The sequence below is a fragment of the Virgibacillus aidingensis genome (assembly GCF_010994035.1).
Classification (GTDB): domain Bacteria; phylum Bacillota; class Bacilli; order Bacillales; family Amphibacillaceae; genus Virgibacillus_N.
Window position 1 is genome coordinate 75,604 of sequence record NZ_WIXN01000019.1, and the last position, 15,198, is coordinate 90,801.

Below are 15,198 nucleotides of genomic sequence, written 5' to 3' on the forward strand. Positions count from 1 at the left end.
AGTATAATAACAGGTACAAAGTAATAGAATAAAAATTCATATAATATGCAGAAAGACCCTATAAAAATATTGTAATTGCCCGTATAATTATATCATAGGTTGGTGGGAAGACTATGGTGAAAAAAATAAGCGAATCGGCGCTTGATTTTATCATCAACGAGATGATAGAAGTAGTAGAGAACAGTAAGGATGAAATATTTAATATCAGTGAAGAAGCGCGTAAAGAACATGAACATCTCATTCGCGAATTAAAAATCACCAAAGTTAAGGTTGCAAAGCATATTGAGGATGGTGATCAGCTGGAGCAAAAAGTAAGGTATTCCAGACAGCGTTTGGCAGAAGTAAGCAGGTACTTTGATCGCTATACAGAAACAGATGTCCGTGCCGTTTACGAAAGAACACATGCTATGCAGACTAAGCTGGCAGTCATGCGCCAGGAAGAAAACGCTTTGCGCGAGAAGCGGGATGACCTGGAAAGAAGGTTAATCTCCTTAAGCCAGACAATTGAAAGGGCAGAAGGTCTGGCTGGGAAAATATCGGTTATCCTGAATTATTTGCATGATGATTTTAAGCAGGTAAATGAAATGATTGAAGATGCAAAGGAAAAACAGGAATTTGGCCTGAAAATCATAGAAGCGCAAGAAGAGGAACGCGCAAGGATTTCAAGAGAAATACATGATGGACCGGCACAAATGCTTGCAAATATTCTGCTTCGATCAGAGCTGGTAGAAATGTCTTTCCGCAAAAAGGACGTTGATCAGGCACTATCCGAAATGAAAAGCGTTCGGAAAATGATTCGTTCTTCCCTGTACGAAGTCCGGCGGATTATTTACGATCTTAGACCGATGGCGCTGGATGACCTTGGCTTAATACCAACTATCAGAAAATATGTGACAACCATGGCAGATTATAATGACACAGAGATTAATTTTACACCGATAGGCGAAGATAAACGGTTAAATCAAAAATATGAAGTAGCATTTTTCCGGCTTATTCAGGAAGCAGTGCAAAATGCTGTAAAACATGCAGAGTCCACATTAATAGATGTTAAGCTTGAAATAGGCAAAAAAAATTTATCCATGCTCATTAAGGATAATGGAAAAGGATTTGACCCTACATTAAAACGGGACAAGTCTTTTGGACTGATCGGCATGCGCGAGCGGGTAGAAATGCTGGAAGGAAAATTTAATATTGATTCGAAGCCGGGTAAAGGTACAATGATCTTTATTCAGGTTCCGTATCAGCATACATAACCTGGAATTGAGCATAAAATACCAATCTATAAATGAAATAATGATCCACAAATAAAAAAAGAGAGAAAAAGATAAAAAATTTGCATGATCTATCATCATAGGTTAATAGGAAATAGAATCACGATATGGAGGAAGTACAAATGGCAGACAAACGCATAGGGATTGTTTTAATTGATGACCATAAATTATTTCGTGAAGGAGTAAAACGCATTCTGGATTTGGAAGAAGATTTTGAAGTGCTTGCTGAAGGGGATGATGGCTCCGTTGCAGCAAAACTGGTAAAAGAGCATAAGCCAAATGTTGTATTGATGGATATTAACATGCCCAACATAAATGGAGTTCAGGCTACAGCGGATTTAGTCAGATACTTTCCTGATACGAAAGTGATTATACTATCCATCCATGATGATGAAAGCTATGTCACCCACGCTCTTAAGACGGGGGCACAAGGTTATTTGCTGAAGGAAATGGATTCCGAAGCGCTCATTGAGGCGATCAAAGTAGTAAGCGAAGGAGGTTCCTACCTTCACCCGAAAGTCACTCATAACTTGGTACTGGAATATCGCCGGCTTGCAAAGGAAAACTTTGTAGTATACGGGGAAAATGGGATGGAGGTTCAAAAACCGCTGCATATCCTGACAAAAAGAGAGTGCCAGATCTTACAGCTGCTGGCCGATGGAAAGAGCAACCGGGCTGTAGCAGAAACATTATATATTAGTGAAAAAACAGTGAAGAACCATGTCAGTAACATCCTGCAAAAAATGAATGTAAAAGACAGAACACAAGCCGTCGTCTCCGCCATACGCAAAGGCTGGGTGGAAGTAGGCTAAGTGAAACTTAAAAAAGCTGCTGAGCGACGCTCAGCAGCTTTTTGCTAATCGATCGAGCCGCCCGCCAAATCGATCGAGCCGCCCGCCAAATCGATCGAGCCGCCCGCCAAATCGATCGAGCCGCCCGCCAAATCGATCGAGCCGCCCGCCAAATCGATCGAGCCGCCCGCCAAATCGATCGAGCCCAACCGCTCAGTAAAGAAATCATCATGACAATAACTTAAACTGTTACAACGCTATATAGCAAAAATGATTCCAAATAAAGTAAAAAAACGGAGATCTCAAATCCCTTCATCGAAAAGCACGATTTTTCCAGCGTCACTACAAGTGCATTTTTTCATCGTTTCCTGTAAAATAATAGCTGACTAGCTTACTATACGAAATCATATAAATAATGACAATTTTTATATAGAGGTGAAGAATGATGAAAGTTGCTGTAATGACGGACAGCACTGCATATATTCCCGCGGATGTCAGGGAAAAGCACGGGATTCACATGGTCCCCTTGAGTGTCGTATTTGAAGATGAGTCATTCAGGGAAGAGCTGGATATTACAACAGAAGGATTCTATCAAAAAATGAAAGAATCCAAAAATCTGCCTAAAACTTCCCAGCCGTCTGTAGGTGATGTAGCAAAGAAGTTCGAGGAACTCTCCAAGGAATATGATGCAGTAATTTCTGTACATTTATCCAGCGGAATAAGCGGTACATACCAGGCAGTCGTGAGTGCAGGGGAAATGGTGGAGGATATTGAGGTGCATCCCTATGATTCCGAGATCAGCTGTATGGCACAGGGGTTTTATGCACTGGAAGCGGCAGAGCTGGCGAAAGCAGGTAAAACACCGGAGGAAATTATAAAGCGCCTGGATGAAATGAAACGGAGTGTGCGCGCGTATTTCATGGTGGATGATTTAACGAACCTGCAGCGCGGCGGCAGGCTCAGCAGTACCCAGGCAATGGTTGGCGGCCTGCTTCAAATAAAGCCTGTCCTTCATTTTGTCGATAAAGTAATTGTACCTTTTGAAAAAATACGCACCCGGAAAAAAGCAATTAACCGGATTATGGGTTTGCTGGAGGAGGAAGCAGCAAAAGGTCATGATCTTAGAGTCGTATTTATACATGGAAATGACAAAGATTCTGCTGCAGAGCTTGAAAAGGAATTTTTAGAGAAATACCCGGATATGGATACTTCCATCAGCTATTTTGGACCAGTGATCGGCACCCACGTTGGCCAGGGGGCTCTGGGAGTCTGCTGGCATGTAAAATAGAGATTTCCGCAACAAAGTATAGGTAATAATAGACGAAATTCCTATTCGTTGTTTTACAAGTCTATCAAAGCCTATTAAGCCGGAAATAGCACTTTAGGAGGCATGGATATTTGACACATCCCGGCCTCCAATGCTTCTGGAAATGAGGAGGAAATCCTTTGGAAAAAGAAATGACTTTACAAAGGGGTGGACCTGCACAACGATATGCTGGCAAGCTACTGCTAAGAAATGAAATCCCCCTCGATGAAAACACCTTCCAGCAAATGCTCTCTGCGAAACTTTTCACCCCAGTCCCGTCTATTACCAGAAAAAAATTCAGATATCATTGCCGCCGCTGCGGTAACCAAGAGCGTAAATTATTTGCAGACATTCCTTGTCAGCTATGCCATAAAACTCATGTCTATTGCCGGAACTGCATTGAGATGGGCAGGGTGATGGAATGCAAATCTCTTTATTACTGGTCGGGAAATAAGCCTGTATGGCCAGTACATGAAAATCCATGTACGTGGGAAGGGGAATTGACCAGGCTTCAGCAGCTGGCGGCAGAGCGGATGATGGAAGCTTTAAAAGGAAAGGAAAAAGAATTGCTGATTTGGGCAGTATGCGGAGCTGGGAAAACAGAAATGCTCTATCCGGGGATTACCGAGGCATTGAAACTGGGCATGCGAATTTGCATTGCTTCACCGAGGGCAGATGTGGTGAGAGAACTTAAACCGCGACTGCAGCATGCTTTTGAATCAGTTTCCGTAGAAGCTCTATATGGAGGAAGTACAGATAAAGAAGGCACCGCGCAGCTCATCATTGCAACCACCCATCAATTATTACGTTATAAAGAGGCGTTTGATTTACTGATTATTGATGAAATTGATGCATTTCCCTTTCATGCAGACCCTTCATTGCCTTTTGCTGCCAGACGTGCCAAAAAATCACCTTCCACAACAATCTACTTAACAGCTACCCCTCGTAAACAGCAACAGATATTGCTCCGGCGTAAGAAACTACCCCATATTTTTGTTCCGGTCCGCTATCATGGCCATCCATTACCTGTTCCGCAAATGAAAATGACATTTTCTTTAAAAAAAGATCTACGGAAAAATATGCCGCCCGCAGCATTTATTTCCTGGATTGGGCAACGGAAAAATCCGGGCAGGCAGCTTCTCATTTTTGTCCCTGCCATCTCCATGGCCGAAAATCTGCTTCACCCTATTGCTGACGTACTTTTGCAGGAAAAAGTTATAGAAGACAGGAAGAAAGTGGACGCTGTCCACGCCGCAGATCCGGACAGAAAGGATAAAGTACTGAAATTCAGGGCAAAAGAGCTGACTGTTATTATTACTACTACCATTTTGGAGCGGGGAGTAACATTCCCATCTGTGGATGTAGCGATTTTTGATGCAGGGCATGAAGTATTTGAGGAGGCAGCGCTCGTGCAAATTGCCGGTCGGGCAGGAAGAAGTGCGGACGATCCGACAGGGGAAGTCATATTTTTTCATGACGGAAAGACGGAAGCAATGGTAAAGGCGATCCATGCTATTAAACAAATGAATAAGCTTGGAGGGAGACTTTGATATGCACTGTCTATGGTGTTATGAGGAAATCATTCCCAACTTGAACTGGCAGAATATCTTCACGCTTTTTAAACCGAGATCCCTATGTGAACCGTGTGAAGTCAGGCTGAGTAAACTGGTTGGAAGCCGCTGCCGGCGATGCAGCCGGATGTCAGCGGTTCGAATCTGCAAGGACTGCGAGTGGTGGGAGAAGCGCCTGGGCGGGGATGTTTTGACATGTAATCATTCTATTTATGCTTATAACGATTTTATGCAGGATGTGATTGCCAAGTGGAAATACCGGGGGGATTACCAGCTTGGTCAGATATTTAAACAGCCGCTGATCGATGCTTTCTCTTCTCTATTTGTTAATAAAGAAGTCGTTATTGTCCCGGTGCCGTTAAGTGAAGAAAGAACGCTGGAACGCGGGTTTAACCAGGCTAAGGTGCTGGCGGATTTTCTTCCCGATTCATCTATGGAAGTACTAAAAAGAGTACATGGAGAAAAGCAGTCAAAAAAGTCGCGGAATGAAAGAATTTTTACAAATAATCCTTTTATATTAACCCGGCCTATTGAAAAACCTGTGCTGCTTGTCGATGATATATATACAACTGGTACAACGATCCGGCATGCAGCCGGCTTATTACGGAAACATGGTACTCCTAAAGTTTACAGCTTTACATTAATTCGGGGATAGACTGCTGCTGTGTTATAATATTTTAGATGAAATGAGGGATTCTCATGGCGGAAATAGCTAATTGCGCTCGCTGTGATGCTGTTTTTGTAAAAGGAATTCGGGATATTTGTCCTGACTGCCATAAAGAAGAAGAAAAGGCGTTTGATATCGTTTACCAATTTTTGCGTCAAAAGAAAAATCGTGAAGCGACAATGGCGGAAATTGTGGAGGCAACAGGTGTGGAAGAAGCATGGATTATAAAATTTATTAAAGAAAAACGGTTGCTCACTACCCAGTTTCCCAGCCTGAATTTTCCTTGTGAGAAATGTGGTGATCCAATTACACAGGGACGTTTATGCTCCAGCTGTGCAAAGGAGTTAAAGTTGGAACTCGAGCTGCATGAGAAACAGCAAAAGCAGGAAAATGAAAAGAGAAAAACGTATTATATGTTTGATAATTGACTTAACTTATATAAAGAATGTGCCGATATAAAATGTAAATAATGGCGCTCGAATAGAAATTGAGGTGAGAAGATGAAAATAAATGGTCCGAATCAAACAAATTTCAACCCATACCAAAACCACATTCAAAAGCAAATGGACTTGAAAAAGAATACGAAGCAGGATCAGATAGAAATATCCAATGAGGCAAAGAAACTGCTGGAAAATGACAAGGCGGATCCAAAACGGGAAGCTTATGTGCAGGAGATTAAAGATAAAATAGATTCCGGTGAATATAAAATTGACTATGAGCAAACTGCTCGGAAAATGATTGATTTTTGGTCGAAGCAGTAAAAAGGGAGGACGCCAATATGTCCGTAAAAACAATTATCCAGTCATTGGAGAAACTGATTCGATTCCATAAAGACCTGCTGGATATTTCGGAACAAAAAACAGTGCTTATCAAAGACGGTTCGATTGAAGCGCTGCAGGCGCTGCTCGTAAAAGAAAGCAAAGAAATCCGGCTTTTGGAGCAGGAAGAAGAAAAACGCCAGTCCGAAGTGGAAGCATGGTTTCAGCAAAGAAAGATTAACCAGGATGCGACATTGACCAATATGCTGGAAATAATAACTGATGCATCAGAACAAAAAGGCCTGGAAGAAACTACAATTAAACTCACCGAAGTCATAACAAAATTAAAACAGCAGGAGGAGCTGAACCAATCTCTGTTAAACCAATCAATAAAATTTGTCCAGCTGACGATGGGTTTAATGAATCCAGCCATGAAAGAATTCAACTATGGAAAACAAAAACAAACCGCATCAGCCTTGAACCGCTCCGTATTCGACTCACAGGCTTGAAACGGCGGGACGGTTCTGCTGTTGCAGGGTTTGTTTTGAAGCCGTATTTCAGTTGATTATTGTATATATTCAAAATGACAGCTGGCATTTGACGGCTGTTATCGTCCTTCTGGAAACTTACATAGATGATGAAACAAGAGAACCGTCCGGTGTTTACATAGGAGAAAAGGAGTTTATATATGAGTACATTTCACGGTTTAGAGATGGCTAAGCAAGCTTTGTTTGCGCAGCGTTCGGCATTACATACTACCGGCCATAATATATCCAATGCCAATACGGAAGGATATACGAGACAGCGGGTGAATTTTGAGACAATGAGTCCGTACCCTGCAGGCGCGAGAAACCGTCCGGAGATACCCGGACAATTAGGAACCGGGGTGCAGGCCGGTTCAATTGAACGTATTCGTGATCAATTTTTGGATAATCAGTTTCGTGCAGAGAATGGCAAATCAGGATATTGGGAGACTTTGTCCAGTGCGCTAGGACGTATGGAAAATATCATGAATGAGCCATCCGAAAGCGGATTATCGCATACGATGGATCAATTTTGGCAATCGCTTCAGGATCTTGCGGTGAGTCCGGACAATTCCGGTGCCAGATCGGTTGTTGCCGAGCGGGGGCTGGCGGTCAGTGAAACATTTAATTATTTAGCCGATTCATTAACAACCATTCGTTCGGATTTAAAAAATCAGATTGATGTGACAGTTGCCGATGCCAATTCGTTAATGCGCCAAATTCACGGTGTGAATGAGCAAATAAAACAGCTGGAACCCCACGGATACCTGCCGAATGATTTATATGATGAACGTGACCGGCTTATTGATGATTTATCCAATATGATGAATATAAAAGTTACGTATGAAAAAAGCGGGGAAAGTTCCCCTGATATAGCAAAAGGACTTGCTTCAATTGAAGTGATTAATAACCAGGGGCATTCTTTTGATCCTCCGGTTACATTAGTGAATGGAGCACCGGGACAGGGTGCGGTGAATGAGATTGAAATTGCTTATGGGGGAGAAACGGGTTCATTAGATGCAGTGGAATCGATTTCAGCTGGTGGTGTCAATCTCGATATACTTGACACTAATGGTTCTTTAGGCGGTCTTATAGAGGCATATGGGCATAGTATTGGGGAGAATGATAATGTGACAGGGATTTATACTACAATGCTTGCAAATTTGGATGATATGGCAAATGCCTTTGCTGAAGCTTTTAACGAAGTACACCAAAACGGCCGTAACCTGGATGACGAGCCAGGTGAACAATTCTTTGTATTTAAAGAAGGGTTAACAGGTGCTCGCGGGCTCACCGTAAATCAAGATATTTTGGATTATCCTGAAAAAATTGCAGCCAGCGCAGATGGAACACAAGGAAATGGAGCCAATGCTACTGAACTGGCGGCGGTATTTAATAATACCAATTTGGAAGGTGATCCCCTGGGTGAAAATACATCGGTAAACAGTTTTTATCAATCGATAATCGGAGAGCTTGGTGTAGCTGCGCAGGAAGCAAATCGAATGACAAATAATACGGAAATTCTTCGTTCCCAGGTGGAAAATCAGCGCATGTCTGTCAGCTCGGTTTCACTCGATGAGGAAATGTCGAATATGATTAAATTTCAGCATGCCTATAATGCATCTGCGAGGAGCATGACGGCAATGGATGAACTTCTGGACAGGATTATCAACAATATGGGATTGGCAGGGAGGTAAAAAAATATGCGGGTAACCCAAAGTATGCTTTCCAATAATATGTTAAGAAATCTGTCAAACAGCAATGCAAATATGAGTACCTACATGGATCAATTGACTACAGGCAAAAAAATCAATCGTCCCTCCGATGACCCCGTTGTTGCTATGAAAGGAATCAACTATCGGAGTCAGGTGTCTGAAATCAAACAGTTTAAGCGCAATACGAGCGAGGTCCATAATTGGATGGATAATACGGATGCAGCATTAAATACAGCAACACAGGCGTTGCAAAAGCTTCGGGAGCTTGCTGTACAGGCAAGTAATGATACGTATGATGAGCAGGAACGGGAAAATATAATGAAAGAAGCCGAACAATTAAAGCAGCATTTGATCGACATTGCAAACACGAATGTGAACGGAAAGCATATTTTTAATGGAACAAATACAAATGCTTCTCCGTTTAATGAAAATGATGAATTTATTCCAAATACGGATAAAGTAACAATAGAAGTGGCGAGCGGGATGAAGCTCGATGCAAATATAAACCCGGAAGCAGCTTTTGGTAATGATTTATTTGATAACCTGCAAGGTTTTATCACAGCCTTAGATGATAATGACCAATCCGGAATACAAGAAAGCATTGAAAATATTGATGAAGGAATCAATCAAATAATTAACACAAGAGCAGATCTCGGTGCACGTATGAATCGGCTTGATTTAATAGAAAACAGGCTGGCTGAACAGGAAATCGTCGCTACAAAAACGATGTCCGATAATGAAGATGTTGATTATGCTGAAACAATCACAAAATTAATTACCCAGGAAAGTCTGCACCGTGCCGCATTGTCAGCCGGCTCCAGAATCATTCAGCCATCCCTGGTTGACTTTTTACGATGATTGCTTCCCGCCACCCTTGCCCATATCTCTAGGGTGAGGGTTTTTTTTTAAATGTGAAGTCAGAAAGAATCGCCTATAAATCGTGTAATTACCAGGAAGGAAGGGCTGCACATGAATATCCCGCAAATTCGCATGCAATCACAAATGGCACAGATTGAGATAAGTCAAACAGCCGCAAAACAATACATAAGGCAGCCGGCAGCAGAAATATCCATTCAACAGCCCCCGGCATCCCTTTCAATACAAACTACTCCTTCAAGGTTGCAGATTGACCAGACTCAGGCATGGGAAGATATGAACTTAATGCATATCTCGAGACTTAATGAGAAATTTGCCAAGGAAGGTTTGCGGGCAGTACAGGAGGGCATGGCCAAAAAGGCAGCGCAGGGCAGAGAGTTAATGATGATTGAAAATGAAGGAGCCCCAGTAATTGAACAGGCAATGACAAACAGTCAGGATCCGGTTAAGCAACTGGGGATTAACTTTATTCCATCTCCTTTTTCGGTGAAAATTAATTATCAGCCGTCAGATGTGGAAATAGATGTCCAAGTGAATAAACCGGTTATTGAAGTGGAGCGAAATAACCCGCAAATACATTATGAACCCGGGTCTGTCGATATTCGCATGAAACAATTTCAGGAGCTGAATATTGATTTTATTAATCTTTATGCTTAAGGAAAGGAAGAATATATAATGAAGGTTCAAACAAAATATTTAGGCGAAGCGGAAATAGAAAGTTCGAATATCATCAAGTTTGCTGCAGGGGTACCCGGGTTTAATGAGGAAAAAGAATTTATTCTCATGGATATTCCCGGCAATGACGGTTTTCAGATACTGCAATCCATCAAGTCGGCTAATACAGCCTTTATTGTAACTAACCCGCACCAGATTTACCCGGACTATACATTTGATTTGGATGAAAATACACAGAATATGCTGCAAATAAAGAGTGAAAAAGAGGTAGTTGTCTTTACAATTCTAACGATAAAAGATCCTTTTCAGGAAAGTACGTTAAATTTAAAAGCACCGATTATTATCAATCCTGTAAGCAGACTGGGAAAACAGTATATTATCAATGCCGATCACTATCCGACAAGGGCAAAAGTATCCCCCAAGCATTCCCGGCAGATGGAAGGAGAATAATTATGCTTGTATTAACACGAAAAAAGAATGAATCCATTCAAATAGGGGAAGACATCGAAATTAAAGTGCTTGGGGTGGAAGGAGATCAAATTAAGCTGGGAATTCATGCCCCAAAATCCATTGATATTCACAGAAAAGAAATTTACGAGGCAATACAGAAGGAAAACAACAAAGCAGCAAGTGTTTCTTTAGATATACTTGAAGTGCTGCAGAAAAACAATCATACTAAATAACCATTTGATAAACTGCTATACACGGAACTCCATAGCAGTTTTTATTTTTCAAGTTAAGAAGTTAAATTACAGCAATTTCGATGGGATGATGAACCGCCGTACCGCATTCCCAATTCCTTTTGACGGAAGAGGAACAACTGAACCATATTCCCAAAGCAGTTATTCCAGGAAACTAACAATTTTGAAGGCTTAAACAAAACTGATGTATGTACTAATAGACGAAGGAATACGGATTTTCAGCATTTAATGAAATATAAAAAAGCCGGAAAAGCCAAGGTTTTTAACAGAAACCATTCAGAATGCCCTTATTTATGCCGATATAAAAGATAAATAAAAAATGGATGAGGGGTTGGGATGGATGAGAGTGGAAAATGAGGTGCAAGGTGTATCCAGGGCAGGGGTTACACCGGGAATGAATAAAACTTTAGTGAAAGAGCAGATACAAGAGGAAATAGCTTTACAAAAGGATTCAGTAATTAATAAAGACAAGGTAGACACAGTAGTATCAAAACTAAATGAGTTTATAGAACCATTGCGCACTGATTTGAAATTTGAATTCCATGAAAAACTAAATGAATATTATGTGACGTTGGTAAATCCGATTACAAATGAAACGATCAAGGAAATACCGCCAAAAAAGTTTTTGGACATGTATGCAAATATGGCGGAATTAATGGGACTTTTAATCGACGAAAAAATATAAGGAGTGATTGCCTATGATGCGGGTTGGCGGTTTGGCAACAGGAATGGATATAGATCAAATAGTAAATCGGCTGATGCAGGCGGAAAGGATGCCGCTGGATAAAATGCAGCAGGACCGGACCATGCTGGAGTGGCAGCGGGACGGATTTCGGGATATAAACAAAAAGCTCTCCGAATTGGATAATATGATGCTGGATATGAAGCTGAGCCACACCTATCATTCAAAAGCAGCTGCTTCTTCACAGCAGGATGCAGTGACAGCAACAGCTACAACAAGTGCTTATGATGGTACATATGATATAAATGTTACGCAGCTGGCAAGTTCGGCGATGAACGTCAGCCGCGAGAAAATCAATATTAAACCCAATGAAACGCTGAGTTCCCAGAATATTGAAGGTTTCAATACAGGCGAGTTTACATTTTACACTTTTGATGAAAATGGCAGTGAGCAAGAGCATACATTTACGGTAAATGAAGAGGATACATTAAACGATGTATTGCGGCGGATTAATTCAGATGATAATAATGTGCGTGCCTTTTATGATGAAGGCCTGGACAAGGTTATCATGGAAACTACGAGAACCGGTGTATACAACCCGGATGACCAATCCGGGGGGAGTGAGATAGTTTTTGCTGAAGAAAATTCTTTTTTTACCCATGTGCTTAAACTTAAAGGAGAAAAAAATGCGAGCAATGCAACGTTTGAATATAACGGTTTAACCATGACATCAAAAACAAATTCATACGAGTTAAACGGTATTAACTTTCAATTTAATAATGTAACAGAAGGCAGCGCAAAAATAACCGTTGTTAATGACACGGAAGCATCCTTTGACAGAATCCTGGCTTTCGTCGATAAATACAATGAAGTAGTTGAAACATTAAATGAATCACAGCGGGAGGAACGTTATCGGGATTATCCCCCGCTGACAGATGAACAAAAAGAAGAAATGTCGGACAAAGAAATCGAACTCTGGGAAGAACGTGCGCAAAGCGGTATTTTAAAGGGAGAATCCGTTATTACCGGCGGACTCTTTAATATGAGGCAAAGCTGGTATGCCTCTGTAGATACCGGGGGAGAATTTTCTTCCTTAACCGAGATTGGCATCACTACTTCTCCAAATTATATGGACGGCGGGAAATTGCTGGTTGATGAGGAAAAGCTGCGGGAAGCACTGCAGCAAAATCCGGATGATGTGCAAAAACTTTTTTCCAACAGTGATAACGGATCAAGCCGAGGTCTTGTAAACCGATTAGAAGATGCAATCGATTCCACCATGGCACAGATTGGAGAGCGGGCAGGCAGCAGTAACTCTCCTTCGATGGAAAATTATACATTAGGAAAACGGATGAAAGATCTAAATGACCGAATTTCAGCTTTTGAACAGCGCCTTGTACAGGTCGAAACAAGATACTGGAACCAGTTTACCGCAATGGAGTCGGCAATTTCAAGGATGAATCAGCAATCAGCCCAGTTAATGTCGCAATTTGGAGGCGGCATGTAAACATGTTAAGGGATGCTAATGAGGAATGTAAAAAAGGAGTGGAAATTGAATTATGGCGGCGAATAACCCGTATCAAACATACCAAAATAATGCTGTAAACACGGCATCAGGCGGAGAGTTAACGTTAATGTTGTATAATGGCTGTATTAAATTTATAAAACAGGCAATAAAAGAAATAGAAGCCAAGGATTTTGAAGCAAAAAATGCCAATATCCAAAAAGCACAAAATATTATTCAGGAGTTAATGCTTACACTGGATCAAAAAGTAGAAATATCCAAGCAAATACTTCCACTGTATGAATACATGCAATTTCAGCTGAAAGAAGCAAATGTAAAAAATGACCCTGCCTTACTGGAGGAAGTATTGGGTTTTGCCGTTGAGTTTAGAGATACATGGAAACAGGTTATTTTAAAATCCCGGCAGCAGCAATTTGCCCATGGAGCACAGGCCTGATGAACTACGTACAGAAACTGTATGAACTCACTTTAGAGCTGCAGGCATTGCTCAATGAGGAAATTACGGATAAAAACAGAGCTGAAATTATTGAAGAGATAAATGTACTGGTGGAAACACGTGAGGAATATATTAAAAAGCTCCTTCCTCCATATACAACTGAAGAAAAAATGCTGGGCAGGAAACTGATCTCTGTTAATGCTGACATCCAGGAAAAAATGCAGATATTATATAGTGAATTGAAATTGGAACTAAAAAATGTTAAAAAGCAAAAAAAATCAAGCCGTTCTTATATGAATCCGTATGCGAGTATGCAAAATACCGGTGGGATGTTTATGGACAGTAAAAAATAATTTACAATTCCATTCGGCAAGGTTAAAAATAAGTAAAAATAATTAAGTGATTGTAAACTTGATATATACACGTTTCCTTCCCTTTTTAACCGGAATGACACAGGAATTTCGCAGTTAAGGGAGGAAATAAAGGGGGAAAAGTAGTATAATATAAGTATAAGATGAAAGGAGGACACTTTAATGAAATTTAACATTCGTGGTGAAAATCTCGAGGTGACTAGCTCATTAAGAGATTACGTGGAAAAAAAGATTAGTAAACTGGAAAGGTATTTTGATACACCACCAGCCTCTGAAGTACATGTTAATTTAAGTGTCTACAATGATGAGCAGAGAATAGAGGTCACAATTCCGATGACCAACCTGTTGCTGCGGGGTGAAGAGCAGCATACCGACCTTTATGCAGCCATCGATTTAGTTGTTGATAAACTGGAGAGACAAATCCGTAAATACAAAACAAAAGTAAATCGCAAATTCAGACAAAAAGGTGCACCGAAACATATATTTGCCGAGTTGGAAAAAGAAGCGAATAACGTAGCAGTTCAGGAAGAATCCGATGAAATTGAAATTGTTCGTACGAAGCGATTTAATTTAAAACCAATGGATTCCGAGGAAGCGATTTTACAAATGGACATGTTGGGTCATGCATTCTATGTTTTTACAAACGCTGTCAGCGGAGATACCAATGTTGTCTATCGCCGTAAAGACGGAAAATACGGTTTAATTGAACCGAATGCTTAAAATAAAATAAAATTAATATAAAATAAAGCAGCTTGCAGGGTGTCATCTTGCATGCTGCTTTTAACATTCATCTGGGGAGAGAGAAGTTCAGTCTCCTGACGAAATATGTCGAAAGAAAACCAAAAATTCTATTTTAATGTCTTTTTATTATGAGATTATGAATTTTTCTTAAAGTACTCCGCACATTTTCTTTATTTCCGGTCATTTTCAGTTCTGTATAAACTCGAAAATTGAAAATTAATTATTCGGCTGATCTGCAGCAGTATGTTATAACTATGATAAAAGTCCCGGGAGGTAAAACCATGCTGCCTGAAGAGAGAAATACATTAAATTATTTAGCCAAAAAGGTAAAACAGCAGGAAAACACGATTACACAGCTTATTGAGATCATTGCAGCTACAAACCGCAGAATTACAGATGTGGGTTATAGACTGCAGGACAAGGAAGACCGATCAACCGTTCAAAAAGATGTGCGGATGTAAAATTAACAGTAAAATGGTAATATTCCCGTTTCCGGAATAATAATAGTGTTTTGGTTTTCGTATGTGTAAAATAGTTCTCGGTGATAATTCTACAAAATCCTAGCCAAAAAAGAAGAGGCACTCTATC

Annotated in this window: 21 protein-coding genes; 20 read left to right on the forward strand and 1 reads right to left on the reverse strand. The window is 40.7% G+C overall.

The window, feature by feature from the left end; genetic code table 11:
* The first annotated feature begins 113 nt into the window (after positions 1–113).
* Positions 114–1,253, forward strand: coding sequence for a sensor histidine kinase (locus GHD25_RS15155; protein ID WP_164218326.1), 1,140 nt, complete (start codon positions 114–116; stop codon positions 1,251–1,253).
* A 140-nt stretch (positions 1,254–1,393) separates the two neighbouring features.
* A complete protein-coding gene (locus tag GHD25_RS15160) occupies positions 1,394–2,083 on the forward strand; it encodes a response regulator (RefSeq protein WP_164218327.1) in 690 nt (229 codons plus the stop codon).
* A 44-nt stretch (positions 2,084–2,127) separates the two neighbouring features.
* On the opposite strand, the gene GHD25_RS15165 is transcribed toward GHD25_RS15160, so the two are convergent.
* Positions 2,128–2,271 (reverse strand): hypothetical protein, encoded by a 144-nt coding sequence (locus tag GHD25_RS15165; protein ID WP_164218329.1) that lies wholly within the window; start codon positions 2,269–2,271, stop codon positions 2,128–2,130.
* Between the two features lie 236 nt (positions 2,272–2,507).
* On the opposite strand from GHD25_RS15165, the gene GHD25_RS15170 reads away from it, so the two are divergent.
* The 18 genes from GHD25_RS15170 (at position 2,508) to GHD25_RS15255 (ending at position 15,071) form a co-directional block, all read left to right on the forward strand.
* Positions 2,508–3,350: a DegV family protein gene (locus GHD25_RS15170; protein ID WP_164218395.1), complete on the forward strand. Its 843-nt coding sequence runs from the start codon at positions 2,508–2,510 to the stop codon at positions 3,348–3,350.
* A 434-nt stretch (positions 3,351–3,784) separates the two neighbouring features.
* Positions 3,785–4,918, forward strand: a complete 1,134-nt coding sequence (locus tag GHD25_RS15175) for a DEAD/DEAH box helicase (protein ID WP_346426795.1) — start codon at positions 3,785–3,787, stop codon at positions 4,916–4,918.
* Between the two features lie 211 nt (positions 4,919–5,129).
* Positions 5,130–5,594, forward strand: a complete 465-nt coding sequence (locus tag GHD25_RS15180; protein ID WP_240452384.1) for a ComF family protein — start codon at positions 5,130–5,132, stop codon at positions 5,592–5,594.
* Positions 5,595–5,638: 44 nt separating this feature from the next.
* Positions 5,639–6,034: a TIGR03826 family flagellar region protein gene (locus GHD25_RS15185; protein ID WP_164218334.1), complete on the forward strand. Its 396-nt coding sequence runs from the start codon at positions 5,639–5,641 to the stop codon at positions 6,032–6,034.
* A 72-nt stretch (positions 6,035–6,106) separates the two neighbouring features.
* Entirely contained in the window at positions 6,107–6,367 is a 261-nt protein-coding gene (gene flgM / locus GHD25_RS15190) for a flagellar biosynthesis anti-sigma factor FlgM (protein WP_164218336.1), read from the forward strand.
* Positions 6,368–6,384: 17 nt separating this feature from the next.
* Complete coding sequence (locus GHD25_RS15195; protein ID WP_164218338.1) at positions 6,385–6,873, forward strand: flagellar protein FlgN; 489 nt, start codon at positions 6,385–6,387, stop codon at positions 6,871–6,873.
* Positions 6,874–6,925: 52 nt separating this feature from the next.
* A complete protein-coding gene (locus GHD25_RS15200) occupies positions 6,926–7,084 on the forward strand; it encodes a hypothetical protein (RefSeq protein WP_164218339.1) in 159 nt (52 codons plus the stop codon).
* The gene (gene flgK / locus GHD25_RS15205) at positions 7,053–8,585 is read left to right on the forward strand and encodes a flagellar hook-associated protein FlgK (protein ID WP_164218341.1); all 1,533 of its coding nucleotides are present in this window, start codon (positions 7,053–7,055) and stop codon (positions 8,583–8,585) included. The genes GHD25_RS15200 and flgK overlap by 32 nt, the downstream gene beginning before the upstream one ends.
* Before the next feature lie 6 nt (positions 8,586–8,591).
* Entirely contained in the window at positions 8,592–9,461 is an 870-nt protein-coding gene (flgL, locus tag GHD25_RS15210; protein WP_164218343.1) for a flagellar hook-associated protein FlgL, read from the forward strand.
* A 111-nt stretch (positions 9,462–9,572) separates the two neighbouring features.
* Positions 9,573–10,136, forward strand: a complete 564-nt coding sequence (locus GHD25_RS15215) for a DUF6470 family protein (protein WP_164218345.1) — start codon at positions 9,573–9,575, stop codon at positions 10,134–10,136.
* Positions 10,137–10,154: 18 nt separating this feature from the next.
* Complete coding sequence (fliW, locus tag GHD25_RS15220) at positions 10,155–10,604, forward strand: flagellar assembly protein FliW (protein ID WP_164218347.1); 450 nt, start codon at positions 10,155–10,157, stop codon at positions 10,602–10,604.
* A gap of 2 nt (positions 10,605–10,606) precedes the next feature.
* Entirely contained in the window at positions 10,607–10,837 is a 231-nt protein-coding gene (gene csrA / locus GHD25_RS15225) for a carbon storage regulator CsrA (protein ID WP_164218349.1), read from the forward strand.
* Between the two features lie 358 nt (positions 10,838–11,195).
* Positions 11,196–11,540, forward strand: a complete 345-nt coding sequence (gene flaG / locus GHD25_RS15230; protein ID WP_164218351.1) for a flagellar protein FlaG — start codon at positions 11,196–11,198, stop codon at positions 11,538–11,540.
* Between the two features lie 13 nt (positions 11,541–11,553).
* Positions 11,554–13,044, forward strand: a complete 1,491-nt coding sequence (locus GHD25_RS15235) for a flagellar hook-associated protein 2 (RefSeq protein ID WP_346426796.1) — start codon at positions 11,554–11,556, stop codon at positions 13,042–13,044.
* A gap of 52 nt (positions 13,045–13,096) precedes the next feature.
* Complete coding sequence (fliS, locus tag GHD25_RS15240; protein WP_164218353.1) at positions 13,097–13,498, forward strand: flagellar export chaperone FliS; 402 nt, start codon at positions 13,097–13,099, stop codon at positions 13,496–13,498.
* Entirely contained in the window at positions 13,498–13,851 is a 354-nt protein-coding gene (locus tag GHD25_RS15245; RefSeq protein WP_164218370.1) for a flagellar protein FliT, read from the forward strand. The genes fliS and GHD25_RS15245 overlap by 1 nt, the downstream gene beginning before the upstream one ends.
* Positions 13,852–14,031: 180 nt before the next feature.
* The gene (hpf, locus tag GHD25_RS15250; RefSeq protein WP_164218372.1) at positions 14,032–14,589 is read left to right on the forward strand and encodes a ribosome hibernation-promoting factor, HPF/YfiA family; all 558 of its coding nucleotides are present in this window, start codon (positions 14,032–14,034) and stop codon (positions 14,587–14,589) included.
* Positions 14,590–14,891: 302 nt separating this feature from the next.
* On the forward strand, positions 14,892–15,071 hold the full coding sequence (locus GHD25_RS15255; RefSeq protein WP_164218373.1) for a hypothetical protein: 180 nt from the start codon (positions 14,892–14,894) through the stop codon (positions 15,069–15,071).
* Positions 15,072–15,198: the final 127 nt, after the last annotated feature.

Bases quoted from the DNA above. Each gene is read 5' to 3' on its own strand.
- GHD25_RS15215 (WP_164218345.1), top strand. From the start codon at position 9,573: ATGAATATCCCGCAAATTCGCATGCAATCACAAATGGCACAGATTGAG.
- GHD25_RS15245 (WP_164218370.1), top strand. From the start codon at position 13,498: ATGAACTACGTACAGAAACTGTATGAACTCACTTTAGAGCTGCAGGCA.
- flgL (WP_164218343.1), top strand. From the start codon at position 8,592: ATGCGGGTAACCCAAAGTATGCTTTCCAATAATATGTTAAGAAATCTG.
- hpf (WP_164218372.1), top strand. From the start codon at position 14,032: ATGAAATTTAACATTCGTGGTGAAAATCTCGAGGTGACTAGCTCATTA.
- GHD25_RS15255 (WP_164218373.1), top strand. From the start codon at position 14,892: ATGCTGCCTGAAGAGAGAAATACATTAAATTATTTAGCCAAAAAGGTA.
- csrA (WP_164218349.1), top strand. From the start codon at position 10,607: ATGCTTGTATTAACACGAAAAAAGAATGAATCCATTCAAATAGGGGAA.
- GHD25_RS15195 (WP_164218338.1), top strand. From the start codon at position 6,385: ATGTCCGTAAAAACAATTATCCAGTCATTGGAGAAACTGATTCGATTC.
- GHD25_RS15155 (WP_164218326.1), top strand. From the start codon at position 114: ATGGTGAAAAAAATAAGCGAATCGGCGCTTGATTTTATCATCAACGAG.
- GHD25_RS15160 (WP_164218327.1), top strand. From the start codon at position 1,394: ATGGCAGACAAACGCATAGGGATTGTTTTAATTGATGACCATAAATTA.
- fliS (WP_164218353.1), top strand. From the start codon at position 13,097: ATGGCGGCGAATAACCCGTATCAAACATACCAAAATAATGCTGTAAAC.
- GHD25_RS15175 (WP_346426795.1), top strand. From the start codon at position 3,785: ATGGAATGCAAATCTCTTTATTACTGGTCGGGAAATAAGCCTGTATGG.
- GHD25_RS15235 (WP_346426796.1), top strand. From the start codon at position 11,554: ATGATGCGGGTTGGCGGTTTGGCAACAGGAATGGATATAGATCAAATA.
- fliW (WP_164218347.1), top strand. From the start codon at position 10,155: ATGAAGGTTCAAACAAAATATTTAGGCGAAGCGGAAATAGAAAGTTCG.
- flaG (WP_164218351.1), top strand. From the start codon at position 11,196: ATGAGAGTGGAAAATGAGGTGCAAGGTGTATCCAGGGCAGGGGTTACA.
- GHD25_RS15170 (WP_164218395.1), top strand. From the start codon at position 2,508: ATGAAAGTTGCTGTAATGACGGACAGCACTGCATATATTCCCGCGGAT.
- flgM (WP_164218336.1), top strand. From the start codon at position 6,107: ATGAAAATAAATGGTCCGAATCAAACAAATTTCAACCCATACCAAAAC.
- GHD25_RS15185 (WP_164218334.1), top strand. From the start codon at position 5,639: ATGGCGGAAATAGCTAATTGCGCTCGCTGTGATGCTGTTTTTGTAAAA.
- flgK (WP_164218341.1), top strand. From the start codon at position 7,053: ATGAGTACATTTCACGGTTTAGAGATGGCTAAGCAAGCTTTGTTTGCG.